21 protein-coding genes and 2 pseudogenes are annotated in these 25,091 nt (G+C 60.7%); 15 read left to right on the forward strand and 8 right to left on the reverse strand.

What is annotated here, in order from left to right; genetic code table 11:
- Window positions 1-119: 119 nt before the first annotated feature.
- The 5 genes from P9A16_RS34245 to P9A16_RS34265 form a co-directional block, all read right to left on the reverse strand.
- Window positions 120-1,154, reverse strand: a complete 1,035-nt coding sequence (locus tag P9A16_RS34245) for an IS110 family transposase (protein WP_130520267.1) — start codon at window positions 1,152-1,154, stop codon at window positions 120-122.
- A gap of 179 nt (window positions 1,155-1,333) precedes the next feature.
- Window positions 1,334-1,876, reverse strand: a complete 543-nt coding sequence (locus P9A16_RS34250; protein ID WP_336314297.1) for an SDR family NAD(P)-dependent oxidoreductase — start codon at window positions 1,874-1,876, stop codon at window positions 1,334-1,336.
- Between the two features lie 149 nt (window positions 1,877-2,025).
- Complete coding sequence (locus tag P9A16_RS34255; RefSeq protein ID WP_023517552.1) at window positions 2,026-2,487, reverse strand: TspO/MBR family protein; 462 nt, start codon at window positions 2,485-2,487, stop codon at window positions 2,026-2,028.
- A gap of 66 nt (window positions 2,488-2,553) precedes the next feature.
- Window positions 2,554-4,092, reverse strand: a complete 1,539-nt coding sequence (gene phrB, locus P9A16_RS34260) for a (6-4)DNA photolyase (RefSeq protein ID WP_272790549.1) — start codon at window positions 4,090-4,092, stop codon at window positions 2,554-2,556.
- A gap of 402 nt (window positions 4,093-4,494) precedes the next feature.
- Window positions 4,495-5,451 (reverse strand): LysR family transcriptional regulator, encoded by a 957-nt coding sequence (locus P9A16_RS34265; protein ID WP_278026479.1) that lies wholly within the window; start codon window positions 5,449-5,451, stop codon window positions 4,495-4,497.
- Window positions 5,452-5,581: 130 nt separating this feature from the next.
- Here P9A16_RS34265 and P9A16_RS34270 point away from each other — a divergent pair, with 130 nt between their 5' ends.
- From P9A16_RS34270 to ku (P9A16_RS34330), 13 genes and pseudogenes are all read left to right on the forward strand, one after another.
- Window positions 5,582-7,270 carry a GMC family oxidoreductase gene (locus P9A16_RS34270; RefSeq protein ID WP_272790551.1) on the forward strand — a complete coding sequence of 563 codons (1,689 nt, stop codon included), beginning with the start codon at window positions 5,582-5,584 and terminating at the stop codon, window positions 7,268-7,270.
- Between the two features lie 24 nt (window positions 7,271-7,294).
- Window positions 7,295-7,738: pseudogene (locus P9A16_RS34275) on the forward strand (CoA transferase); the annotation flags it as partial.
- 330 nt (window positions 7,739-8,068) lie between these two features.
- The gene (locus tag P9A16_RS34280) at window positions 8,069-8,377 is read left to right on the forward strand and encodes a type II toxin-antitoxin system RelB/DinJ family antitoxin (RefSeq protein WP_037409394.1); all 309 of its coding nucleotides are present in this window, start codon (window positions 8,069-8,071) and stop codon (window positions 8,375-8,377) included.
- Window positions 8,374-8,667: a type II toxin-antitoxin system RelE/ParE family toxin gene (locus tag P9A16_RS34285; protein ID WP_081870767.1), complete on the forward strand. Its 294-nt coding sequence runs from the start codon at window positions 8,374-8,376 to the stop codon at window positions 8,665-8,667. Before P9A16_RS34280 ends, P9A16_RS34285 begins: the two co-directional genes overlap by 4 nt.
- Window positions 8,668-9,294: 627 nt before the next feature.
- Complete coding sequence (locus P9A16_RS34290) at window positions 9,295-10,125, forward strand: N-formylglutamate amidohydrolase (RefSeq protein WP_037409346.1); 831 nt, start codon at window positions 9,295-9,297, stop codon at window positions 10,123-10,125.
- On the forward strand, window positions 10,122-11,969 hold the full coding sequence (locus tag P9A16_RS34295) for a flavohemoglobin expression-modulating QEGLA motif protein (RefSeq protein WP_023515298.1): 1,848 nt from the start codon (window positions 10,122-10,124) through the stop codon (window positions 11,967-11,969). The genes P9A16_RS34290 and P9A16_RS34295 overlap by 4 nt, the downstream gene beginning before the upstream one ends.
- 9 nt (window positions 11,970-11,978) lie before the next feature.
- On the forward strand, window positions 11,979-13,025 hold the full coding sequence (locus P9A16_RS34300) for a glutathione synthetase (RefSeq protein ID WP_024271504.1): 1,047 nt from the start codon (window positions 11,979-11,981) through the stop codon (window positions 13,023-13,025).
- A 190-nt stretch (window positions 13,026-13,215) separates the two neighbouring features.
- Window positions 13,216-15,297: a glycogen debranching protein GlgX gene (gene glgX, locus P9A16_RS34305; RefSeq protein WP_130520277.1), complete on the forward strand. Its 2,082-nt coding sequence runs from the start codon at window positions 13,216-13,218 to the stop codon at window positions 15,295-15,297.
- An 8-nt stretch (window positions 15,298-15,305) separates the two neighbouring features.
- Window positions 15,306-16,376, forward strand: a complete 1,071-nt coding sequence (locus P9A16_RS34310; RefSeq protein ID WP_130520279.1) for a DNA topoisomerase IB — start codon at window positions 15,306-15,308, stop codon at window positions 16,374-16,376.
- 11 nt (window positions 16,377-16,387) lie between these two features.
- On the forward strand, window positions 16,388-17,170 hold the full coding sequence (locus P9A16_RS34315; protein WP_130520281.1) for an SDR family oxidoreductase: 783 nt from the start codon (window positions 16,388-16,390) through the stop codon (window positions 17,168-17,170).
- A 73-nt stretch (window positions 17,171-17,243) separates the two neighbouring features.
- Window positions 17,244-17,684: a PPC domain-containing DNA-binding protein gene (locus P9A16_RS34320; RefSeq protein ID WP_130520283.1), complete on the forward strand. Its 441-nt coding sequence runs from the start codon at window positions 17,244-17,246 to the stop codon at window positions 17,682-17,684.
- Window positions 17,685-17,705: 21 nt separating this feature from the next.
- The gene (locus P9A16_RS34325; protein WP_024271507.1) at window positions 17,706-17,927 is read left to right on the forward strand and encodes a hypothetical protein; all 222 of its coding nucleotides are present in this window, start codon (window positions 17,706-17,708) and stop codon (window positions 17,925-17,927) included.
- Window positions 17,927-18,724 (forward strand): non-homologous end joining protein Ku, encoded by a 798-nt coding sequence (ku, locus tag P9A16_RS34330; protein WP_130520285.1) that lies wholly within the window; start codon window positions 17,927-17,929, stop codon window positions 18,722-18,724. The genes P9A16_RS34325 and ku (P9A16_RS34330) overlap by 1 nt, the downstream gene beginning before the upstream one ends.
- Here the strand turns inward: ku (P9A16_RS34330) and ligD are convergent, their stop codons facing one another.
- Together ligD and ku (P9A16_RS34340) are read right to left on the reverse strand one after the other, a co-directional pair.
- A complete protein-coding gene (ligD, locus tag P9A16_RS34335; RefSeq protein ID WP_278026480.1) occupies window positions 18,725-21,268 on the reverse strand; it encodes a DNA ligase D in 2,544 nt (847 codons plus the stop codon). It abuts the gene before it with no gap.
- Window positions 21,269-21,270: 2 nt separating this feature from the next.
- Window positions 21,271-22,086 (reverse strand): non-homologous end joining protein Ku, encoded by an 816-nt coding sequence (ku, locus tag P9A16_RS34340; protein WP_245290461.1) that lies wholly within the window; start codon window positions 22,084-22,086, stop codon window positions 21,271-21,273.
- Between ku (P9A16_RS34340) and P9A16_RS34345 the strand changes: the two genes are divergently transcribed.
- Window positions 21,994-23,832: a phospholipase D-like domain-containing protein gene (locus P9A16_RS34345; protein ID WP_278026481.1), complete on the forward strand. Its 1,839-nt coding sequence runs from the start codon at window positions 21,994-21,996 to the stop codon at window positions 23,830-23,832. The two genes, ku (P9A16_RS34340) and P9A16_RS34345, sit on opposite strands and share 93 nt — an antisense overlap.
- Here P9A16_RS34345 and P9A16_RS34350 read toward each other — a convergent pair.
- Window positions 23,730-24,662 carry a lysylphosphatidylglycerol synthase domain-containing protein gene (locus P9A16_RS34350; RefSeq protein WP_023513069.1) on the reverse strand — a complete coding sequence of 311 codons (933 nt, stop codon included), beginning with the start codon at window positions 24,660-24,662 and terminating at the stop codon, window positions 23,730-23,732. The two genes, P9A16_RS34345 and P9A16_RS34350, sit on opposite strands and share 103 nt — an antisense overlap.
- An 85-nt stretch (window positions 24,663-24,747) precedes the next feature.
- Between P9A16_RS34350 and P9A16_RS34355 the strand changes: the two are divergent.
- Window positions 24,748-24,975 (forward strand): annotated as a pseudogene (locus P9A16_RS34355) (endonuclease/exonuclease/phosphatase family protein); the annotation flags it as partial.
- Window positions 24,976-25,091 lie beyond the last annotated feature (116 nt).

Raw genomic sequence — 25,091 nt, forward strand, 5'->3', positions numbered from 1 at the left:
AAAATCTTCGCGTAATGAAATCCCTGATCGCATCGCAGACCTCCGGTTTGCACCAGAGATTCAGATTCACCGCACTTTGGGAAGGCCAAAGAGTCGAGGTCAGCGAGGCGGCGTATAACTCAGATTACAGCTATACCATAGGTCCGCTCATAGGGCTGTCCTTTGCGCAACACCGCCCAGGCGATCCGCGCGAGCTTGTTTGCCAGAGCCAGGATCGCGACATTGCGCTGGACGCCTCGGGACAACATCGTCTGGAGCCATTGCCCGATTGGCGTATCACTTTGACTGAGCGTGTGCATTGCCGCTCGAGCTCCGTGGATCAGCAAGGTTCTCAGGTAGGTGTTGCCGCGCTTTGTTATCCCAAGCAGACGTGCCTTGCCTCCGGTGGTGAACTGTCGTGGCACAAGCCCCAGCCACGCTCCGAGATCTCGGGCATGCTTAAAACTGCCGGCGTCACCAATCGCGGCAACAAGTGCCGTGGCGTTAAGCACGCCAATGCCGGGAATCGATGTCAGGCGGCGCATCGCGCTGTTTTGCCTGGCGAGTGTCAAGAACTCTGCGTTCGCCGCGCCGATCTTCTTATCAAGCATTCGCCATTCGTCCCTCAATTCGATGACCAGGCTGCGGATACGCACAGACAAGACCTCATCAGCTTCGGCAAGGAGACCGTCCAGAGCGCTCTCGAACTTCACGCGGCCTGCGGCGAATATGACACCTCTCTCAAGAAGAACGGCACGCAGCTGATTGATCAAGGTCGTTCGCTCCGCAACCAGCCGTGATCGAACCCGGTGCAGCGTCTGGATATCCAACTGCTCTTGGCTCTTTAGTTCGACAAACCGCATCGTCGGACGAGATGCTGCCTCGGCAATGCCTTCGGCATCTCTGTCATCATTCTTCTGCGCCTTTACATAAGGACGGACGTATTCCGGCGACATCAGCCGAACCTCATGACCTCTCACGATAAAGAGCCGGCCAAGATGGTGAGCACCACAGCAGGCCTCCATCGCAATAACGCATGTCGGTAGCTGCTCGACGAATTTTATCAATGTCTGTCGCCGCATCGTTCGCCGGACAACCACAGCGCCGTCGTCATCTACACCAACGACGCTGCAGCTATTCTTTCCGATGTCGATACCGAGTATGGAAATCTGCATGGCTCGGCTCCTTCCCTTCAAAAGAGCGACATCATACTCGATGTCCTCGGAAGGGCGGGCCGTCCCATAACCAATAGTTGGCCGCGTTCAACGTATCCTGTTCAAAAAAATTCAGACCACGATGCTGCGAGACCACTCTCGTCGCAAAAACCGACACGACGAGGTGTGTCATTCCCTAACTACCACTCGATCTGCTGGCCGTCATAAGAATAAAATCCGCTCGATTGTGAAGGGCCAAGTTTCGCAATGACGTCGAGCAGTCTAGCAGCTGCATAGTCCGGTGCCACGCTCTGATGCGCCTTCAAAAATGGTCGTGCCAATTTCGTTGCGACCGTTCCCGGATGGAGGGCCACCACGATCGCTTGAGGATGTGTTCGAGCGATCTCCAGAGCCGCCGTCTTGATGATCGGGTTCTGCGCCGCCTTGGCGGCGCGGTAGGAAATCCATCCGCCCAGGCGGTTGCCGCTAATGGAGCCAACGCGCGCCGACAGGGAGGCAAACACGTTCCGCGTCTTGCGAGGCAGCAGCGAATGAAAGTGCTTTAGCAGAAGCGCTGGCCCGATGGCATTGACGCGGAACTGCGCCATCATCGCATCGGCGCTCAGTGCCTTGATCGTCTTCTCAGGAGAATGGCCGTCGATCAACAGCGCTCCTGTCGCGTTGATGACTAGATCGAACGCGCCATACCTGTCGCCCAGATCGCGAGCTGCCCGTTCGATCAATGAATGCCTCATCATTGAGGTCGAAACCGTCTTCGCTCCGCGAAAGCGTTGCGACGGCATCAGAACCAAGGTCAACCCGCAGACGCGCCGCCAGTGGTTTGCCAATACCGCCAGAGGATCCGATCAAAAGAGCCTTCACTATCCCTCTCCTAATTTAAGAGGAAGATCGCGGCGTTCAGTGACGTCGCATAGACAAGCCAAAGCGCATAGGGTGCGAAACACCAGCGCGCCGATCGGTCCTGGACCCTGATCATAAAAGAAACAACGATTGACAAGAGGCAGACGATCACGGCAAGGCCGAGTCCGATCTGGTGAAACCCGAAGAATACAGGCGTCCAGGTCCAGTTCAAAAGCATCTGCACTATCCACAGCCGGAAGGCGGTGGAATTGAACCCTTCACGGATTGTGACCCGCCAGCCCGCAACGGCGATCAAGACGTAAATAAGCGTCCACGCCGGCGCGAAAAGCCAATTCGGTGGGGTAAACCATGGCTTTGCCAGTGATTGATACCACTCGCCCGGTCGGATCGTCAGGCCGATGGTGAAGCCTGTAGCCAATACCAGCACCAGAAAGATGAGTAGGGCGGTATAACTGCCGTACGATACTTTCATTGCAAATGTCCCTTCGTTTTAGTCACAAAGCCAGCCGTGGACTTCAGCTTTCGTCGTGGTTCGCGATTATGACATTTTTCCCGAACTAAGGTCAGCCAGGAAGCTCTCGGCTTGCTTTCGTATCTCGTGGCGTGTCCGATCGTTCATTCTTGCCCAGGTGGCATAGGGTTGAGCGAGCCGGCGGTTTGATTTCAACTTGGTCTGATTGCGCGCCAAGAAATCCCAATACAGTGCGTTGAAGGGACATGCGCTCCCGCCGATGCGCTGCTTGGGATCGAACCGGCACGTGCTGCAGTAATCCGACATGCGGTTGATGTAATTGCCGCTCGCCGCATAAGGCTTGGTGCCGAGGAAGCCGCCATCGGCAAATTGGCTCATGCCAATGACGTTTGGAAGCTCGACCCATTCATAGGCGTCGGCATAGACCTCGAGATACCATTGATGCACCGCCTTGGGATCGATGCCGGCTAGCAGCGCAAAATTGCCAGTGATCATCAGGCGCTGGATATGATGCGCATAAGCGTTTTCGATGGTCTCGGTGATGACGGTCGCCAGACAGTTCATTTTGGATTTACCAGACCAGTAGAAAGCCGGGAGCGGTCGGGTGTTTTCGAAAAAGTTGCTGTCAACATAGTCGGGTCCCGCGAGCCAATAGATGCCCCGCATATATTCCCGCCAGCCGATGATCTGGCGAATGAAGCCTTCGACGGCGTTGAGCGGCGCATTGCCCTCGAGATAGGCGCGCTCAGCGGCACGGCAGACTGTGAGTGCGTCGAGAAGTCCGATGTTTATGTAGAATGAAAGGAGAGAGTGGTTGAGGTTCGGGTCGTCCTGCAGCATCGCGTCCTGCGTTGCACCGAAGTTCGGCAAAAACTCGGCTACGAACTCCCACAAGACTTGTTCTGCATCGGATCGCCGGACGGCGAAGCCGAAGCGTTCCAGGGTGCCGAAATTTTGCGGAAACAGAAGGGCGACGGTGTCGATCACATGCCTGCTGATATCATCTGGCGCGAACGTCATGTGGGTCGGGCGAAACAGGTCAGGCTTAGCGGGTTGACGGTTCTCAGCATCGAAATTCCACCGTCCGCCGACCGGCTCGTCTCCATTCATCAACAAGCCGGTCTTTCGGCGCACGTCGCGATAGAAAAACTCCATCGTTAGGGCCTTTCGGCCCTCGGCCCACGCCTTGAATTCGTCATGCGATACCAGGAAGCGGCGATCCGGTCGGATATCGACGTCGATGCCGAACCTGGAAGCCCATGTCTCCATGTCGAGGCGCACGCGCCACTCGCCGGCCTCCGTGACGCAGATTGCAGACGGCTTGAGATCGTCGATTGCTCGTTTCACCTCAGCGCCGAAGGAGCCAGCATTTGCTTCGTCGTCGATCCGCGTGTAGCGAACGGGATAGCCACTCGCGCGCAGCTCTTCCGCGAAGTGCCGCATGGCGGAAAAGACAAAGGCGATCTTCTTCTTGTGATGCCCGACATAGGTCGCCTCGGCCATCACCTCGCACATCAGGATCGTATCGTGCTTCTCGTCGACGCCTTCCAGCGACGAGATATTCAAAGAGAGCTGGTCGCCAAGGATAAGAATGAGCTTTGACATTGAGACGTTTTACGCAACTTGGATGACATCGGATTGGCTTCGCTGCAAAAGCTGTAGGAGTGACAACCTCAAATTTAGCGCAGGTCTGCAATGATCAGCCGATAGGAGTTTTCCAATCACGCAACACGCGGCGGAGCGCTCGGAGTTCCACATCAATCATCAAGCCTGGTTTCTCCAAATTCGCTACAATCCTTCCGCTGTTGGTTCCAGACAGAACTGAGCCGGTTAGGCGCATTCGATCCGCGTCTTCTATAGCCAGCGGCCCAGATCGAAGGTGGCTTTGGCCTAAATTTCTTGACTTTGGAGGCCCTTCGCATGGTCGAAATCGCCTATTCTGGATTCGCCGTTCGCGTCCGGGGTGAACGCCATTCCAATGGTAATTACAACCACAGCCCCATGAAATCAGCCCCACGCCCGCCTGATCGCATCCAAGGCGGCGAGTATCGTCGGATCCTGGTTGCGAGCCTCCAGGTGGAGGAAACTCAGGGTCGTGGAGATCTTGATATTCTCAGCGAGGACGAGGCCGTGTGCCTGTTGTTCATGAAGGGCAATCGACTCTCGGCAAAGGCTCAGTCCCACCCCTGTCCGGACCATGGCGACCATTGACGTCTCCTGATCCACCTGGGCGACGATATTTTGGCGGACGCCTAAATCGGCAAACAGGCGCGACAGCAATCGATTGTGGACCGAGGCCTGTGGTGTGCCAATCCAGGGAAACGATGCGAGCTGGGACCAATCGGCGCCGCGCACGAAACCGGCAAGCGCCGGCGGCGCGACGACGCGATAGGTCAGTTGCGCCAGCTCGCGGGCATGAAACAGCGGTGCGTTGTTCTCACCGGCGCTATCGGCGGCGTGGTCATAGTCTCTCGGGTCGCCGAGAAAGAAACCGGCATCGAGTTCATTTCGCCTCAGCCCCTCCGGCACATCGCCGCTCATTCCGTGACGCAGCGTGGTTTCGATGCCTGGTCCGCTTTCGATGAGCGCCTTCAGAAACGCGCCAAGTCGCGTGAACTCCGGGTCGATGATCGTGCCGATCCGCAATTTGCCTCGGACGCGTGTCGATAGATGTCCTGCTGTCTGGCCGAAATCCGTCAACGCCGCTAGCACCTGCTCGGCCTTGGCCGCCAGCAGCGCCCCCTCCTGCGTCAACTCCAAGCCTGTGGAGGTCCGCCGGAACAGGGAGAGGCCAGTCTCTGCGGCAAGACGTTTCAGTTGCAGCGTCACGGCCGGCTGCGTGACGTGCAACAGCTCCGCGGCGCGGGTGACGTTGCTCTCCCGCGCCACGGTGACGAATGCCCTCAATGTTCTCAGGTCGATCGACTGCAGCATATTAATTTGATTTATAATGCCTTCTATCATTTGTCATTGGATTTTCCGGCTGAACCTCCGCTATGGCTTTGAACAATGTAGGCAGGGAGGCTGGCATGCCACGGCAAGATGTCGAAGCTTATGACTGTGCGTTGTTCCGTTGGAGCAGGCGGGCAGAACAATGACGCGCAACGCTTCCCCCCCTTCCCACAATACTTTTGATTATATTGTTGTAGGCGGCGGCTCCGCCGGTTGCCTGCTCGCCAACCGCCTCAGCCGCGATCCGGCGACGCGCGTCCTGTTGCTGGAAGCCGGTCGCAAGGATGACTATCCGTGGATCCATATTCCGGTCGGCTATCTCTATTGCATCGGCAATCCGCGCACCGACTGGCTGTACAAGACCGAGTCGGATGCCGGCCTGAACGGGCGGTCGCTGCGCTACCCGCGTGGCAAGACGCTCGGCGGCTGCTCCTCCATCAACGGCATGATCTATATGCGTGGCCAGGCGCGTGATTTCGACGGCTGGGCGGCAGAGACCGGGGACGAAGGTTGGTCCTGGCAGAACTGCCTGCCCGATTTCAAGGCGCACGAGGACCATTACCGGCTGGACAACGGTGCGGATCCCAAAACCGGCGGCAACAGCCGGTTCTCCGACATGCACGGCCATGGCGGCGAGTGGCGGATCGAGAAGCAGCGGCTCAAATGGGACATCCTCGAATCCTTTGCAGAGGCGGCTGTCGAGGCCGGCATTCCGCGCTCCGACGATTTCAACAGCGGCGACAACGAGGGCGTCGGCTATTTCGAGGTCAACCAACGCTCCGGCTGGCGCTGGAACACGTCAAAGGCCTTCTTGCGTCCTGCGAAGAACCGCCCGAACCTGACGATCTGGACGCAATCCCATGTCGAACGGCTGATCCTTGAGGCCGATGGTTCCGGCCGCAAGCGTTGCGCAGGCGTCGTGGTCCAGCGGCAGGGGCGGAGCGCAGAGGTGCGCGCCCGCAGGGAGGTCATCCTGTCCGCCGGCGCAATCGGTTCGCCGCAGATCCTGCAACTGTCAGGTATCGGTCCGGCCGGATTGCTGAAGCGCCACGGCATCGAGGCTGTGCATGACTTGCCGGGCGTCGGGGAAAATCTCCAGGACCATCTGCAGATCCGCGCCGTCTTTAAGGTCGGTAACGCGAAGACGCTGAACACGCTCGCCAACAGCCTGTTCGGCAAGGCGATGATCGGGCTGGAATATGTGCTGAAACGCAGCGGCCCGATGAGCATGTCGCCCTCGCAGCTCGGCGCATTCACCCGGTCGGACGACGGCCAGGCCCACGCCAACCTGGAATATCACATCCAGCCGCTCAGCCTCGACGCTTTCGGCGAACCGCTGCACAACGTACCGGCCTTTACCGCGAGTGTGTGCAATCTCAACCCGACCAGCGTCGGGAGCGTGCGCATTCGCTCTGATAAGGTGTCAGACGCCCCGGCGATTGCGCCGAACTATCTCAGCACGGAAGAGGACCGCCGCATCGCTGCCGAAAGCCTGCGGCAGGTACGCAGGATCGTGTCGCAGCCGGCACTGGCGAAATATCAGCCGCAGGAATGGAAGCCCGGCTTGCAGTTCCAGAGCGACGAGGAACTGGCCCGGCTTGCGGGGGATATCGCCAACACCATCTTTCATCCGGTCGGGACGACGAAGATGGGCCGCGACGACGATCCGATGGCGGTGGTGGACAGCCGCCTCAGGGTGCGGGGCATCGAGGGCCTGCGCGTCGTCGATGCGGGCATCATGCCGAAGATCACCAGCGGCAACACCAATGCGCCGACGCTGATGATCGCCGAAAAGGCGGCCGGCTGGATCGTCGCCGATGCGCGCGCATAGAGAATTCTTGGGGAGATAAGAGAAATGACATCGATCGCACGTTCCCCGCTTCCGCTTTCCGGCGTTCGGGTGGTTGATTTCGGGCAATATATAGCAGGCCCGGCCGTGGCCATGATCCTTGGCGATCTCGGCGCGACCGTCGTGCATGTCGATCCGCCCGGCGGTCCGCTCTGGGACAATCCCGCCAATGCCATCCTCAACCGTAGTAAGCTGATCGTTACCCTCGATCTCAAGACGGAGAAGGGGTTGGATGAGGCGAAAGCGCTGGTGGCCGAGGCCGATATCGTCGTCGAGAATTTCCGTCCCGGCGTGCTCGCCCGGCTCGGGATCGATTTTGCGGCGCTCCGCAAGGCACGACCGGAGCTGATCACCCTGTCGATCCCCGGCTTCGCCTCCGACGATGAGCTTCGCCGGGACTGGCGGGCCTTCGAGACGGTGATCGCGGCCTCGTCCGGCGTCTTCACGGATACACCAGGCAGGACCAGCCATTATTGGCTGGACGAAACAGTCGTGGCCACGCCGCTTGCAAATGAACATAAGAATTCCAACGAGACGAAAATTGCGCCAAGATCGACGAGAGTAGCGGTCTGCGTTTGAGATTGATCTGCTGTTATCGGCATGGTTGGCCTCCAGAGAGTTTTCTAGCGACCTCACTCTGCCACGGTGCAGGCCGCTACTCACCCCTGATGGGATCTCAAGAGCATTAAAGAGAGCCGTGAGCGGGGAATGACGACGTGAAACTTTTTCTGGAAAACGTCATTCAATTGCATTACATTCTCGTTGAATATGGAGATAGCCATGGCCGCAAACGCTCTCGTACAAACACGTATTGATTCTGAAGTCCGGGACCGTGCTTCCGCAGTGCTTGAAAGCATGGGCCTCACGGTATCTGATGCGGTTCGTATTATGCTCACCCGGACTGCTAACGAGGGGGCGCTGCCTCTTGAACTTCTTTCTGGCAGTGAAGCACATGACGCCTGGTTTCGGACCAAGGTGCTTGAAGCGTTAAACGATACTCGACCGGATTTATCGGACGACGAGGCCGAGGCGCACTTTGCCAGACGTCGAGCGGCGGCCCGCCTTAAAGCTGGTGTGCCAGAATCGTGAAACTTACTTGGTCGGCTTTTGCGTTGTCGGATCGTGACGCCATCTTCACTTACGTCGAGGCCGATAACCCCGCAGCAGCCGTCCTGATCGATGAACGGATAGTAGCCGCCGCCCGCCGCCTGCTCGATTTTCCTGCCAGTGAGCGCTTGGGTAGAATTGCCGGGACACGCGAACTCGTCATCAATGGCACGCCTTACGTCGCTGCCTATGCCATTACCGAGACGACAGTTCGAAGTCTTCGCGTACTCCATGGCGCGCAGGAATGGCCAGAACATCTGCCGCCTGGCTAATGACTACGTTCGCGCGGGGGGCGACGATTCGCTTCCCATCAATAGCAAAGAAGTCAGGCGCTCCGAAGGGAAGAATATCGCTCAGTGTCCCTTTCTCAGCCAGGGTGTCGAGGAGCCCATTGCTCAAACGTTTCAGCGCAACTCGCGAGGCCATCGAGTGGACCTCGATCGCCATCCAGATCGTATGGGTATCAGTCCAGCCGCGATGCCATGGGTAGATGTATGTCCGCTCGTCGACAATCGAGACGATAAAGTCATAGGCGCCTCCAGGTGCAGAATGCCTGACGGTCGGCTCTGGATCGAATTGAATCTGCGGCCCTGTCCTCAAGGCAGTCCCAGCCTGATGAGTAGGGCTGCTGAAAGAGAAGCTTTCAATTTTGCAGCGCCGGCAGCAACGACAACCATATCTCCTCTGCCCAGAAATCGCATTCCATCTCTATCCGTATGCCGTCCCGTTCAAGCACTGCCCATGAATGGTCAAGGCCACCGCCCTTGTCGACAGACCATCCTTCGTCTCCCACCGCGGCGATGGTCGCACACCAGACGTCCTTGGATATCTCGAGACAATGTATGCGCTCCGGCACCCCATCGCCGGGAACTCGTTTGCAACTGCAACGTTATGGCGGCATGGAAACGCGAACGAAGATGGTACACTTGCGCGAGGATATACTCTGGTCTGTGGAGCGCGGCGGTTCCCCGCTTGTCGGCACGGCCATCCATGACGGGCATCTCCTGCGTAAGGACCTGGCGGACCTGATGGCGCTGACGCCTGAGGAGCGGTTGCGGGAGGAGGATCCGTTCACCGCAATGACCATCGGGGATCTTGTCAATCGCGTGGTCGTTCATCGTTCCCGGTTCGAGATGGACCTAAACCGGCCGCGGGAGGGTGCCGTCTATCTGCGACCCGAGCAGGCCTGGGGCCTCGACCTGTGGGATACGCAGCCGACTCCTGACATGGTGGAAAGCGTTTTGCGCCAGCATGATGGCTACTATGCCATGCTGCTTGAGTTTCTGCGGGGCATCGAGCGCGAGCATGGCCGCTTCGTGCTCCTTGATGTACACAGCTACAACCATCGCCGCGACGGCGCGCTGGCTGCGCCGACCGTGCAGGAAGCGGCTCCGGATATCAACATCGGCACGTCCTCCATGGACCGGGCCTATTGGGCGCCGGTGGTTGATGCCTTCATGGCATGTCTTCGGGAGCAGCCTTTTCCGGGTCGGCGGCTGGATGTGCGCGAGAACGTTGCTTTTGCCGGCAAGGGTGAGCAGACGCGATTCATTCATGAGCATTTTCCGAAAACAGGTTGTGCCATTGCGGTCGAATTCAAGAAGATTTTCATGGACGAGTGGACCGGTGAACCGGACCTTGAAGCCATAGCAGCGCTACGTGCTGCGATCCGTGGCACCTTGCCCGTGTTGGAAGTGGCACTTGCCGACATGCCGGACCGGCGACCATGAGTGCGCGCAAACGGTCCGCACCGGTGGACGATCTAGCCCGTGTCGCCGCCGCACTGGAGGCGGGGCCGCCGACTCGCCTCGATCTCGCCGGGCGCGGCCGTCTCTATATCGAGCGGCCCCTGCCGTTTATCGCCGTGTATGTCGGGCGCCGGGCCGCGCCGGCCGCGCGCGCCGTCACCATGGCAAATGCGTCCTACCTGCTGGCCGCCAATCTCGCTGAGGCCGCCGCTATAATTCGTCTCGTCGGCGAAAAGATGCGCGAACAATTTGGTGCGTTCCTGGTGCTGGATTTTGGCGAGCTTTCCGCCGATCGGCTGGCGCAGGACGCGCCCTATCTCGCGCCATTCCAGATAAGCGTTTCGGTGTCGGCGGAAAGTGCCGACGCGGCGCTCACAGCTTTCGTCAGCGGGGTTGAAAAGCTCGAAGCCCGCTATCGCGCCCCGCAGGTCGCGCGTGCTGCTCCTGCCGACGATCCCAGTGCTGGCCTTGCGCGCCGTTTGCCGGAATTTCCCACGCTCACTGTTCGTTTCGCGCCGATCTACCGCGTGCCGAAGTCGCGTGAGATTTATCCCGAGCTCCAGAGCCGTCTCGTCGCCCAGTTGGTCGATGCCGGCCTGCGCGCGGCCGGCAAATTCACCCGCACGCAGACGGCGCTTGCGCCCGCAACGCATCGCGCGCTTGGCCGCGGCGTCTTCGTGGAGGCGGTGACGCGCGCCGACCGGGCTATGGACAATATTTCCCGAAGCTTCGATTTCCTGCTCGCGGTCACGCCGATCAATGCGGAAGCCGCGTGGGAGGAGTTCAGTGGGGCAGGGTACACGCGCGCGCCAAATCTCCTCTACCGCCCGCTCTCTATCGATATCGCGGCGCGCAAGAAGGCTCTCTTTACCATCGGGCTTGACCGCTTCGAGGATCCGGTTCTAGAAGGGCTCTACCGCGAAAAACAGCAGGAACTCGACCTCCAGCTTTCTATGCTGGCCGCGCGGGGGGATGACCGTTTCGTCGAGATGAGCAGGGCGCTCTATGGCGCCGTGGATGCAAGGCTGGAAAAGGTGGCTGGAGATATTCTCGAAGCGACCGCCAGACTGGGGCGCAAGCACCCGCCGGAAACCGCGAACCATCGCTATGTGGCGCAGCGCGCCAAGGCGATGATCGCCCGCTACGCCACGCAGTTCCCCGACTTTTCGCCGGATGTCGAGGTGCGTGACGACCTTCCCTCCGGCTTGATGGTGTCCAGCGACCGCCTGCTGATTGCGCGGACGACGACGATGGCGCGCGAGCGGGTCGATGCGCTGCTGAGCCACGAGGTCGGCGTGCATCTGCTCACCTATTGCAACGGTTCGGGCCATGGCCTGCGGCTCTTCCGTTCGGGCCTTGCCGGATATGAAGGGGCGCAGGAAGGGCTGGCGGTTCTGGCGGAATATCTTGTCGGTGGCATGACGGTCGCGCGGCTCCGGATGATTGCGGCGCGCGTTGTTGCCTGCGCGGCCATGTTGAACGGCGCCGATTTCGTGGAGACCTACCGGCTGCTGACGCGCGATCATGGTTTTGTGCCGCCCATGGCCTTCAACATCGCGCTGAGGCTGCACCGCGGCGGCGGGCTTGCCAAGGATGCGATCTATCTGCGCGGCCTTCTGGAAATTCTCGCCCATCTTCGCGGCGGCGGCGATCTGGAGCCGTTCTGGCTCGGCAAGATTGCCGCGCGCCATTTCTCTGTCATGCAGGAATTGAGTCTGCGCGGCCTCCTCAAGCCGCCACGTCTGGTGCCGCAGTTCCTGTCGGGTGCTGGCGATCGTCTCGATCGGCTTCGCGCCGGGCTTACCCCCATCGACCTCGTTGCATAGGAGGCCTTCATGCGCATCGCTTTCTTCGTCAATTCGATAGCAGACGAAACACCGCATTACACCACCACGACGCTGGCGCTTGCCGCGCTGAACCGCGGCCATGAAATCTGCTATGTCACGGCTGCCGGGTTCGTGCTGCGCCCGGATGACAGCCTTTCCATCCGCGGGCTGATGCTACCCTCCGCCGGCTACAAGAAGCTGGAAACGCTGCACAAGGATTTGCAGGGCGACCAGACGGAGATGCGCACCTTCGATGCGTCGGAGATCGACGTGCTGTTCCTGCGCAACGATCCCTCGCTGGAAGGGCCGGAGCGGTCCTGGACTGTGAATGCTGGTCCGCTCTTCGGTCGGCTGGCGGCGCAGCGCGGGACACTAGTGGTCAACGATCCCGCCGGTCTTTCCAAGGCGCAGAACAAGCTCTACCTGCAGGAGTTTCCCGCTGCCGTGCGTCCCGCCACGCTGATCTCCAAGAATATCGACGAGATCCGCAGCTTCCTTGAAGGTGAGAAGAAAGGGGCGATCATCAAACCCCTCCAGGGCTCCGGCGGCAAGAACGTGTTTAAGGTTGCCTCTCACAAGGACCATAACCTCAATCAGATATTCGAGGCCGTGAGTGGGGAAGGTTACCTGATTGCCCAGAGCTTCATGCCCGAGGCGAGCGAGGGCGATGTTCGCTTCTTCGTGATGAACGGTCACCCGCTGATGCGCGACGGCAAGTATGCCGCCTTCCGCCGCGTACCCGCGAAGGGCGAAATCCGCTCCAATATCCATGTCGGCGGCGGGCCGGCTCCGGTCGAGGTGACGCCCGCCATGCTGGGTATCATCGATGCGGTGCGGCCCAAGCTGATAGAGGACGGCATGTTCCTCGTCGGCCTCGACATCGTCGGCGAGAAGGTGCTGGAGATCAATGTCTTCACGCCGGGCGGCCTGCACAATATCGCACAGCTCTACGAGACCAATTTCTCCGACAGCGTGATCGCTTCGCTCGAGGAGAAGATCGCTGCGCGCGATGCCTATGGCGGCAGCCTGGAAAACAGCCGGCTCGCGATGCTTTGAGTCGAGGGGCTTTGCACCTTTATTCTCGGTACCGTTTGTAATCCGGTTGCGCGACGGCGTCGGGCAGATGCTCCGTATAGTGAGGCATCGCAAGCTCGGAACAATCCGCCCCATGTCGCGTTGCGCCATCGCTCTGCAGGTTCCGTTGTGTGCGGGCGCGGTGCAGCTTGATCGAAGGGGATTGACTCGCATGAGTTATTCGTTTTCCGAACTCGATTTCATGAAGTCCGAGCTGGGTGCCGAATTTACCGGCGAGGGAACGCACTTCGCGGTCTTTTCCGCGCATGCCGAACAGATGGAACTCTGCCTCTTCAGTGACGACGGCAGAGAAGAAACGGCTCGGCTTGCGTTGCCGAAGCGCGAAGGGGATATCTGGTCCGGCTACATTGCCGGCCTTAAGCCGGGCACCGTCTATGGCTATCGGGCGAGCGGTCCCTACGAGCCGAAAGCCGGCCATCGCTTCAATCCCAACAAGCTGCTTCTCGATCCCTACGCCAAACAGATCCTCGGCGAAATCCAGTGGGACGATGCGCTCTACGGCTATCGGATAGGCGACGCGGCGGAAGACCTCTCCTTCGACGACCGCGACAGCGCGCCCTTCATGGTGAAGGGCGTGGTGCAGGATTCGGACTTCGACTGGGCGGGTGACGCGGCGATCCGCCGGCCCTGGACCGAGACGATCATCTATGAAGCCCATGTGCGCGGCATGACGATGACCCATCCGGGCGTGCCGGAGGAACTGCGCGGCACCTTCATGGGCATGGCGAGTGATCCGATCGTCGAACATCTCGTCGATCTCGGCATTTCCGCCATCGAACTGCTGCCCATCCAGTATTTCCCAGATGACCGCCACCTTCTTGAAAAGGGCTTGCGCAACTACTGGGGTTACCAGACGCTCGGCTTCTTCGCGCCGCAGCCGCGCTTCCTTTCCGGGCGGGCGATCACCGAGTTCAAGACCATGGTCAAGCGCTTCCATGCCGCCGGCATCGAAGTGATTATGGATGTCGTCTACAACCACACGGCCGAAGGCTCGGAGCGTGGCCCGACGCTCAGTTTCCGCGGGCTCGACAATCTCAGCTACTATCGCCTGTCGCCGGAAGATCTGCGCCACAGCTACGATACGACGGGTACTGGCAACACCGTGAACGTCGCCCACCCCATGGTGCTGCGCATGGTGCTCGATAGCTTGCGCTACTGGGTCGGCGTCATGCATGTTGACGGTTTCCGTTTCGATCTGGCCAGCACGCTCGGCCGCACGCGCCACATCGAGTTCGACCGCGATGGCACCTTCTTTGATGCGATCCGGCAGGATCCGATCCTGTCCGGCGTGAAGCTGATCGCCGAGCCCTGGGATGTCGGCGATGGCGGGTACCAGGTCGGCGGCTTCCCGCATCCCTTCCGCGAGTGGAACGACAAGTATCGCGACGATGTGCGCCGGTTCTGGAAGGGGGACGGCGGGCTCGTTTCCGGGCTTGCCTCGCGGCTCACCGGCTCTGCCCCGCAGTTCAACCATTCCGATCGTGGCGCCACGGCGTCGATCAACCTCGTCAGCGCCCATGACGGTTTCACCCTTATGGATACCGTTTCCTATGACGACAAGCATAACGAGGCGAATGCAGAAGAGAACCGCGACGGCCATTCTGACAACCATTCGCACAATATGGGCGCGGAGGGCGTAACGGAGGATGAGGCCATCAATGATGCCCGTGGCCGCCGCCGGCGCAACATGATTGCCACCTTGATGCTGAGCCAGGGTGTGCCGATGTTGCTTGGCGGTGACGAACTCGGCAACAGCCAGCAGGGCAACAACAATGCCTATTGCCAGGACAACGAAGTCGGCTGGATCAATTGGGGCGGCCTCGACAATCCTTTCCTCAATTTCTGCAAGGGCGTGATCGCGTTCCGAAAGGCGCATCCGGCGCTTCGGCAGGAGCGGTTCCTGACGGGGGAGGCGGCGGAAGACGGTTCTGTCGAGATCGCCTGGTATAAGCCTGACGGTACCTTCGTGGACGATGCAGCCTGGGCGGATGGCAACCTTCGGGCACTCGGCCTGTTTGTTTCGAAATCTGTAAACGGCGAGGGTCCTGACCAGGCCTTCCTCGTCTTCAATGCAGGCGCAGATTGTCGGGTGACGCTGCCGGCGGTGAACGGCATTGCCGAATGGAGGCGGGTGCTCGATACGGGAGCGGCGGAGGATACATTCGCCGAGCACGCGGCCGAAAGCCCGGCTATGGTCTACGGCGCCAGCGTCGCCGTCTTCGAACCAGCCTAGAGGTCTCGATGGCGCCGGAGAACCTTAAAGAAACCGGGCTTGTCTATGTCTCCGACAGCGAGCCTGGAATCCGGCGCCAGCGTACCGGCCGTAGCTTCTGTTATCGACTTCCTGATGGATCCCTCGTGCGCGATGCCGCGCTGAAGGCGCGAATCTCGTCGCTCGGCCTGCCGCCGGCCTATGAGAATGTCTGGATCTGCATCGAGGCCAACGGCCATTTGCAGGCAACGGGCTTTGATTCTCGAGGGCGAAAACAATACCGCTATCATGTGGATTGGCAGCGGCTGAAGAGCGGTGACAAATTCGCCCAGCTCATCGCCTTCGGCCGGGCGCTGCCGAGATTACGGCGGGCGGTACGGCGCGATCTCGACGGGATGCCCGGCACGATCGATACGATGCTGGCGGCGATCACTGTGTTGCTCGACGAGGCGCAACTTCGTGTCGGCAACAGGAGTTATGCAGAGGAGAACAAGACTTATGGCGCGACGACGCTGCTGAAACGCCATGTTTCGCTTGCCGAAGGCGCTATCGAGCTTCGTTTCACCGCCAAGGGTGGCAAGCGCGTGCGCCGGATGTTGAAGCATCCCCGCCTGCAGCGCCTGCTCGAAGAGTGTGCCGGTCTGCCGGGTCGCCAGCTGTTCGTGTGGAAGGATGAGGCGGAACAGGTGCGGCCGATCGATTCAGGTCGGCTCAACACCTATCTTGCGGACATTTCTGGCGTTGCTGTTTCCGCAAAGACGTTTCGCACCTGGGCAGGCAGCCTCGCTGCGTTTTCCGTGGCGCGCCATGCCATCGCGGCAGGTGAGCGGGCGACCATCAAGGATATGTCCGAAGCGGCCGCCGCGGTCCTGCACAATACGCCAGCCATTGCGCGGTCGAGCTACATCCATCCCGATATCATAGCGCTTGCCGAAAAGCCGGATGCATTGCAGCGCGCATTCCATCGCCCGGCGCTTGCGCTTCAAGGGTTGAGGGCGGAGGAAGAACGCCTGCTGCGCTTTCTCGAATGTCGCCGGAACGCGCATCGCCGCGCACGCGCAAAAGCACCGGCTGAGCTTGAAGAACGACCGGCGCTTTGAAGGAGTTTGCCATGCTGTTTGCAGAAAAGGTCTCGCTGGTCACTGGCGCCGGATCAGGGATCGGGAAGGCTGCGGCGCTGGCGCTTGCCCGTCATGGTGCAAGCGTCTGCCTGTTGAGCCGTACGCGTGAGGAGGTGGAGGCGGTTGCCGAAGAAATCCGCCGACAGGGCGGTGAGGCACTGGCGCTTACGGCTGACGTCGCGGACGAAGCGTCAATGCGCGACGGCGTGGAGACGCTTGTCGGTGCCTTCGGTGGCCTCGATGTCGTGATCGCCAATGCCGGTATCAACGGCGTCTGGGCTCCGATCGACGATCTCAAACCCGCCGAATGGGACGAGACGATCGCCGTGAACCTGCGCGGCACCTATCTGACGCTGCATCTGGCCGTGCCCTATCTCAAGAAGGCGGGCGAGGGCGTCATTATCGTCGTATCCTCGATCAATGGAACGCGGACCTTCACCACACCGGGTGCCACCGCCTATTCCGCGACCAAGGCCGCGCAGCTGGCCATGGTGCAGCAATTGGCGCTGGAGCTCGGCAAGGCCGGTATCCGCGTCAATGCGATATGCCCGGGCGCGATCGAGACCAACATCGACGAGAACACCGAACAGCGTGGAGCTGACGAGAGCGGTATTCCCGTCAAATGGCCCGAAGGCGATATCCCGGTCTCGCATGGCGAACCCGGGACTGTCGACGAGGTGGCTGACGCGATCCTTTTTCTCGCCTCATCGAAGGCGCGGCACATTACGGGTGTCCCGCTGTGGATCGACGGTGGGCAAGGCCTCTTGCGTTAAGCCCGTGGCGCGGTCTTCGCCTGTGGAACAGAAAGCGGCTTCGGGCCTTTTCCTGTGATCAGGGAGAACGGACATGAAGCACAAACTTCTGGCAGACGATGCAGGCGAACGCACGTTCATCCTGGTTCTTGATGAGGGCGATGAAGCTTTCGGGTGCATTACCGCCTTTGCCGAAAGGGAAGGGGTGACCGCGGCATCGATTACCGCGATCGGCGCCTTCCGTGTGGCCACCATCGCCTTCTTCGAATTCCAGACGAAGACTTACCGAAAGATACCTGTCGAGGTTCAATCGGAAGTGCTCAGCATGCTGGGAGACGTGGCGGTCGATGACGCGGGCAAGGCGAGCTTGCACCTGCATGTCGTGCTCGGATTTGAGGACGCAAGCACGAAGGGAGGTCATTTTCTGGAAGGCTACGTCCGCCCCACCCTGGAGGTCGTGCTGCGCGAAACGCCGGTCAAATTGCGGCGGCGGCATCGGGCCGATCTCGGCATGGCGCTGATCGACGTCGGTTAGCAAACGGATTGGGAGGCTGTCATGGACAATAAGGACAGATTGATCCTGGCGCTTGCAGCACTGCTTCGTGCCGAGCGTGAAACGCGCGGCGCGCTGATGGAAGCTCTGGAGGAAGATTCGATTTCGCGCGAAACGCTGCTTGCCATCCTCTCCGACCCCATCCCGATCGTCACGCAGGAGGATATCGCGTTCGCCGAGCGTTTCGCCTTGTCGAAACATTTGCCGCTCGAAAGGAAAGACTGATGGCGCCGCGTGCGTTCTGGAAAGGCTACCTCAAGCTCTCGCTGGTGACCTGCCCGGTTGCGATGTCGCCGGCGATTTCGCAGGAAGACAAGGTGCGTTTTCGCACGCTCAACGGCAAGACAGGTAATCCCGTCGTCAGCCGCTATGTGGATGCGGTCACCGGCAGGGCGGTGAACGAGGACGAGGAGGTGAAGGGTTATCCGCGCGGCGAGGATGATTATGTCATGCTGGAGGATGACGAGATCGAGGCGGTGGCGCTGGAAAGCACCCGTACCATCGACATCGAGACCTTCGTGCCGCGTGAGAGCATCGAATGGATCTGGTACGATTCTCCGCATTTCCTGGTGCCGAGAGACACGGTCGGCGAGGAGGCTTTTTCCGTTATCCGCGAAGCCATGACCTCAACGGGCACGGTGGGCATTTCGCGGTTGGTGCTCTACCGCCGCGAGCGGGCCGTGATGCTGGAACCGCGCGGAAAGGGAATTGTGCTGTGGACGCTGCGCTACGGTGACGAAGTGCGTAGCGAAGAGGACTATTTCGCCGGTCTAAAACAGACAAAACCGGATTCTAAGGCGTTGGCGCTGGTCAAGACGCTGATTTCGGAGCGCACCCAAAAATGGGATCCGAAGATGGCGGACGATCCGGTGCAGGACCGGCTGCTCGATATCATCGCGGCGAAGAAGAAGGGCCGAAAGCGCCCTCCCAAGGCCAAAACACCACCGCCGACGGCGGGCAATGTCATCAACATCATGGATGCCTTGCGCCGGAGCATCAAGGCGGAAAGCAAGGGCAAGTAATCAGCCTTTCGCCTTAGCAGCCTTCAGCGGCACTGCCGCCTTGCGGAAATCTGCCCAGGGATCGGCGCTCAGCGCCTGAAGGCGTGCCGGTGTATTTTTGACGGTGAAATAGGCCGGGCCGATGTCGGCGCTGAGCTCTTCCCAGGCGAGCGGCATGGACACTGCCGCGCCCGGACGGGCGCGGGTGGAATAGGGCGCCACCGCCGTCATGCCGCGCTGGTTGCGCAGGTAATCGATGAGGATCTTTCCGCGCCGCTTCGACTTCGTGATGGTCGAAACATATTTGTCGGGGCTGTCCTTGGCCATCGCATCGGCGATGGCCTTGCAGAAGGCCTTGACCGCCGGCCAGCGGGCGGAGGGTTTCAAGGGTGCGCAGACATGCAGGCCCTTGCCGCCGGATGTCTTGACGAAGGCCTCCAATCCGGCTGCCTCCAGGCGCCTGCGTGTTTCCTCGGCCGCGTCGATGATGGCCTGCCACTCCACGCCCTCGCCGGGGTCAAGGTCCATGATGATGCGGTCCGGCCGCTCCCAGTCGTTGAGCGTCGAGCCCCAAGGGTGAATTTCCAGAGCGGCGGACTGAACAAGGCTTACTAAGCCGTCGAGATCCTCGATCGCGACGTAGGGCTCATCGTCCTTGTTCGCAGGATCTTGCACCTCGATGATCTTGGCGGTCATGCCTTTCCAGGCGTGTTTTTGGAAGAAGGTCTGGCCCTCGATGCCGGTTGGCGCGCGCAAAAGCGCGAGCGGCCGGCCGACGATATGCGGGGCGATGTAGCGCCAGACCTCGGTGTAGTAGTCCGCAAGCCCTTCCTTGGTGACGCCCTCGTCGGGCCAGTAGACCCGGTCCGGGTGTGTGAGGCGCACGGTGCGGCGGGGTGGTTTTTCGGCTTTCGGTGCGGCGGCAGTCTTTGACTTCGGCATCTCGGCAACGACCTCCTTTGCGGGCTTGTCCTCCCTCAGGCCGCGGAAGGAAGCATGGCGCAAATGCCCGTCACCCGTCCAGGCGCTAAACTCCACTTCGGCAACCAGTTCCGGCCGCACATAGCGCGCCTGCCGCGCTTCCTCGACCGTCAGCTTGCGGCCGAAAGAGTTCTCGTCGGTGCGCATGCGCGAGAGGCGCTTGAAAAGATCGGCGGCGACGGGAGCGGAAAAGCCGGTGCCGACGCGGCCGACGGGCTCAAGCTTGCCGTTCTTATAGACGCCGAGCACGAGCGAGCCGATGGCATGGCGCGAGACGGTGGACGGCACATAGCCGCCAACAACGAATTCCTGTCGGGCCGAGCATTTTGACTTGATCCAGCTCTTGCTGCGGCCCTCGCGATAGGGCGCGTCACGCAGCTTCGAGACGACGCCTTCGAGACTAAGGCGGCAAGCATGGCGCAACACGAGTGCGCCGTTCTCGTCGAAGTGGCCGCTGTAGCGCAGGATGCCCTGCATTCCCGGCACGAGCTTTTCCAGCAGCGCCTTGCGCGCTTCCAGCGGCACGCGGGTCAGGTCGTAACCGTCAAGATGGAGGAGATCGAACAGGTAGAAAGTGAAGCGGTCGTCGCGCCCCGTGCTAAGATCGGCCTGAAGAGCGGAAAAGTCGGAGGCGCCGCTGCCAGTCTCAACCACGAGTTCGCCATCGATCAGCGCCGTGCCAACGGGTAGGGCTGCGAGGGCGGAAACCAAGGCCTTGCCGAATTTTCTTGACCAGTCCAACCCGCTGCGGGTCAGGAGCTTCACGCGGCCGGCCTCGATGCGGCCCTGCAGCCGGTAGCCATCGAACTTGATCTCGTGAAGCCAACGCTCGCCGGCTGGCGGCGAAGTCGCGAGCGTTGCCAGCGTTGGCGGAAGGAAGTCCGGCAGCTTCGCCTTGCGTGCGCCCTTGATGCCGGAGGGATCAGGTGCTTCGACGGTCGCCTCTTCCTGTTTTCTTTCCTTCGCTTTCCTCGACGATTTTCGGATGCGGCCAGTCTTCGAGGACCACCCCGGTTCTTCTCCGGCGACGTCTTCGATATCCCGGCCCGTCTTGACGGATTCCGGGCGTTCGTCGAGCAGGTCGTCTTCGCCCTCCACCGCAGCGAACTCGTCGTCACCCTTGATCAGCAGCCAGTTCTCACGCTTCTCGCCGGGTTTGCCGTGCATGCGAACGAGATGCCATCGGCCATGCAGTTTTTCGCCGTCGAGCGTGAATTCCATGTGGCCCTTGGCATAGGCTTTCCGCGCGTCACCGATCGGCTCCCAGGTGCCACGGTCCCAGACGATGACGGTGCCACCGCCATATTCGCCCTTGGGGATCGTGCCCTCGAAATCGCCATAGGCGAGCGGATGGTCCTCCACATGCACTGCCAGACGTTTTTCGCTCGGCACCAGACTTGGGCCGCGTGTCACTGCCCAGCTCTTAAGCACGCCATCCATTTCGAGCCGGAAATCGTAGTGCAGTCGCGTCGCGTCGTGCTTCTGAATGACGAAGCTGTGGCCGCTCTTGCGCGCCTTGCGGCCGCGCGGCTCGGAGGTGGATTTGAAGTTCCGTTTCTGCCGGTAGGTGTCGAGCGTCGCCATGCTCATCCTGCCTTGCGGCGGCCGGCGGCCGCCTTGCCTGTTGCCGCAGTTTTCTTCGCCTTGCGCTTGGCCGGTGTTTTGTCCTTTCCTGCACTCTGACGCAGGGCCTCCAAAAGATCGATGACCTTGCCCTCTGGCTTCGGTCGCGTGGTCTTAATCTTGCGGCCCCCGATCTTGGCCTTCACCACTTCGGCCAGGGCCGCGTCATAGCGGTCGTCAAATTTCTTGGGGTCAAAGCGGCCGCTCTTGGTCTTGATGATATGGTCGGCAAGTTCCAGCATCTCGCCTTTGAGCTTGAGGTCGGGTATTTCCGAAAAACTCTCCTCGGCCGAGCGAACCTCGTAATCGTAGTTGAGAGTGGTCGCGATGAGACCCTCTCCCTGCGGGCGTATCAGGAGAGTGCGGACCCGGCGGAAGAGCACGGTTTCAGCCACGGCTGCCACCTTTGCAGTCTTCATGCCCTCGCGGATGAGTGCGAAGGCCTCGGCGCCATGCCGGTCGGATGGTGTGAGATAATAGGGTTTGTCGAAATAGAGGTCGTCGATATCGTCGCAGGCGATGAAGGCCTCGATCTCCAGCGTCTTGTCACTCTCCGGCACTGCGGCGGCGATTTCCTCGGGATCGAGCGCGATATAGTCGTTCTCGCCCGCCTCATAGCCCTTCACCTGATCCTCGCGCGCCACCACCTTGCCCGTCTCGCTGTCGACGAACTCCCGGTGCAGCCGATGGCCAGTCTTGCGGTTGAGCATGTGGAAGGCGATACGTTCGCTGGTCGATGCAGCGGTATGAAGGGCGACCGGGCACACCAGTTCGCCCATCTTCAGGAAGCCTTTCCAGTTCGCTCTCGGTGCCACGCTCGTTCTCCCGCTTCAAAGCGAACGCAATGCTGGCAGTCGCCAAAATGTTCCGATGCCAGTGAGAAGCGCGGAACCAAAGCCGATGCCGCGAATTTCCGCGCTGCAGAGGCAAACCAGACAAGGCGGCAGAGAGTGCGAAACGAAGTGGACCCATTCCTCGTTCCCGATATCGATATCAGTGCACCGATCATCAGGCCCGGAGAGAATGCCTGGAGCACGGCGACGGCCGACCGCCTCGCCGTGCTCGTCGATGGACAGGCCTATTTCAATGTACTGGAAGGCGTTCTGAAACAGGCGCGCCGGGAAGTCTGGATCGTCGGCTGGGATTTCAATCCAGATATTCCGATGCAACCCGGAGTGCCGCATTCCTTGACGCTCGGCGCTTTTTTGCTGCGGCTCGTGGAGGAGTGGCCGGAGCTGACCGTCCGCGTGCTCGTCTGGGCCATGGGACCGGTCTATTCCGGCAAATCGCTGAAAATGTTTCGCAAGCGGCGCTGGTCCTCCCATCCGCGCATCGTGCTCGCCTTCGATAGCCGCCATCCGATCCGCGGCTCGCATCACCAGAAGCTCGTCGTCGTCGACGATACGGTCGCCTTCGTCGGCGGTATCGATCTCACAGCCAAGCGTTGGGATACGAGCGATCACCTTGTCGACGATCCCAGGCGCAAGCTTCCCTCTGGCAAGCCTTATGAACCGGTGCACGACATGCAGGTGGCGCTTGAGGGCGATGCGGCGCGTCTTGCGGGAGATATCGCCCGCCGCCGCTGGCTTTTTGCTACGGACGTGACCGTTCCGGCGGTGGCGTCTCAGACGCAAATCTGTCTCAAAGGCACGACAGATATGATGACGAACGTCGAGGTCGCCTTCGCACGCACGGAGCCTGCCGTTCGTGGACACGCCGCCGTAACCGAGGCAATGGACCTGACAGTCGCGGCGCTCAAGGCGGCACGGCGCCATATCTATATCGAGAGTCAGTATTTCGCGTCAAACCGGGTCTGCGACGTGCTGTGCGCGCGGCTTGCCGAGCCGAATGGGCCGGAGGTGGTCGTCATTTCGACGCTGAGTTCGCACGGCACCATCGAGCGCCTCGTGCTCGGCGCGAACCGCGACCGCTTCATCCGCCGCCTCAGCCAGTGTGACAAACACGGTCGCATGCGCGCCTTCTACCCTGTCGTGCCGAAGCCCGATGGAACGGAACAGGAGATTGTTATCCACTCCAAGCTGGTGATCGTCGACGACACCTTCCTGCGTGTCGGCTCGTCCAACCTCAACCAGCGCAGCGAGGGGCTGGATACCGAGCTCGATATTGCAATTGAAGCCCGTTCCGATGCCGAGCGCGGTGGCATTCTCGCGCTGCGGGACCGTCTGCTTGCCGAGCACCTCGATATCGATCCGGCCATCTTCGCTTGCGCGGTTCGCGCGCAAGGCATGTTGGGTCGGACGATCGATGCGCTCAACACCCGTGAGCGCGGGTTGCGGCCTTTCCGCGATGCGGGAGGCAAGGGAGCGGTTGCGCCGGTCGTGGGAACCGGCCTTGTGGACCCTGTCGCCCCCTGGTGGCCATTCTCGGCCTTGGCCGGCGCGGTGCAAAGCTTCTTGAGCCGTCAGCTTGCGCCCTTGCGCAAACCGGCGTCGGTGCTTGATCCCAGAAAAGTCTCGTTGGCGAGCAGCGAGAGCAGCCCGAGCGGAAGCGGAATAAAGAAATAGATGACGCGGAAGGCGATCATCGCACCGATGGAGGCTGATCCGCCGAGCAGGAAACCGACTGTCGCTTCCAGCACACCGAGCCCGCCGGGCACATGGCTCACCAGTGCCGTAAGATTGCCCACCACGTAGGCGGCGGTCGTTTCCATGTAGCTGGCTTCTCCGTTCAGAAGCTGGTGTAGACAGGCGGCGACAAAGGCGAAGTTGACCGTACCGATGAGGATCTGCAGCGCCGCGAGGTGCAGCGGCGGCAGTGCGAAACGCCAGCTGCGAATCTTCAGCTCACCGCGCAGGAAAGCGGCAAGCGCCAGATAGGTAGCTCCGAGCGCAAGGCAGACCATGCCCAGCGTGGCGGATGCGGTGGTTCCGAGCCCGGCGATCTTTCCCGCGGTGCCGGGAAGCAGGATGAGGCAGAACCCGGCCAGCGTGATCAGCCCGAGCCCGACGGTCGCACCGCAAAAAACGATCAGCTTGGCGATCTCCTCGGTATCGAGACCCCAACGAGAATAGAAACGGTAACGCACCGCGCCGCTGCTGAGCGCCGCGACGCCCACATTGTGGCCGATGGCAAGGCTGGTGAAGGAGGCGAGCGCGGCGCGCGGATAGGAAAGCGGCTTGCCGACATAGCGCAGCGCCAGAAAGTCGAAGACCGTGAGGCAGAGATAGGAGCAGGCCGCGAAGGCGAGCGCCAGGGCGAAGTTTCCCTTGGGAATGGCGGAGAGGGAGGTGCGGATATCGCCCCAGGAATATTGCGCCAGCGTCCGGTAGATCAACAATCCCGCGGCGAGTGCCGCAAGGGCGACGAGCGCGTGGAGGATATGGGTTCGTTTCATGTGGCGCATCCTTCCCGGTCAGTCGAAGCGGAACGAAAACGGAGCTTTTGTGTTCCCGAAACGTCAGAAACGACGAGAGGAAGGCATGGGCAGGCAGCTGAGGATCATGACGTACAATGTGCACAGTTGCTTCGGCACGGATCGGAAACTCGATCCCGGGCGCATCGCCGAGGTCATAGCCGAATGTGAGCCCGATATCGTTGCTTTGCAGGAGGTGGACGTCGCGCGGGCGCGCAGCGGCGGGGTCGATCAAGCGCAGACCATCGCCAACCATCTCAGCATGGCCTCGCACTTCCATCCCGCGCTGCACCTAGCCGCCTTAATGCATAGCACCGGACGTTTTGGCGACGAGAGGCAGGCTTTTGCTGGCTGCGCGACACCGCAGGCAAGTTTTGCCAGTCGCCGGAGTTAATCCATCGTGATGGAAGG

This window comes from Shinella sp. 838, from assembly GCF_029623935.1.
GTDB lineage: Bacteria > Pseudomonadota > Alphaproteobacteria > Rhizobiales > Rhizobiaceae > Shinella.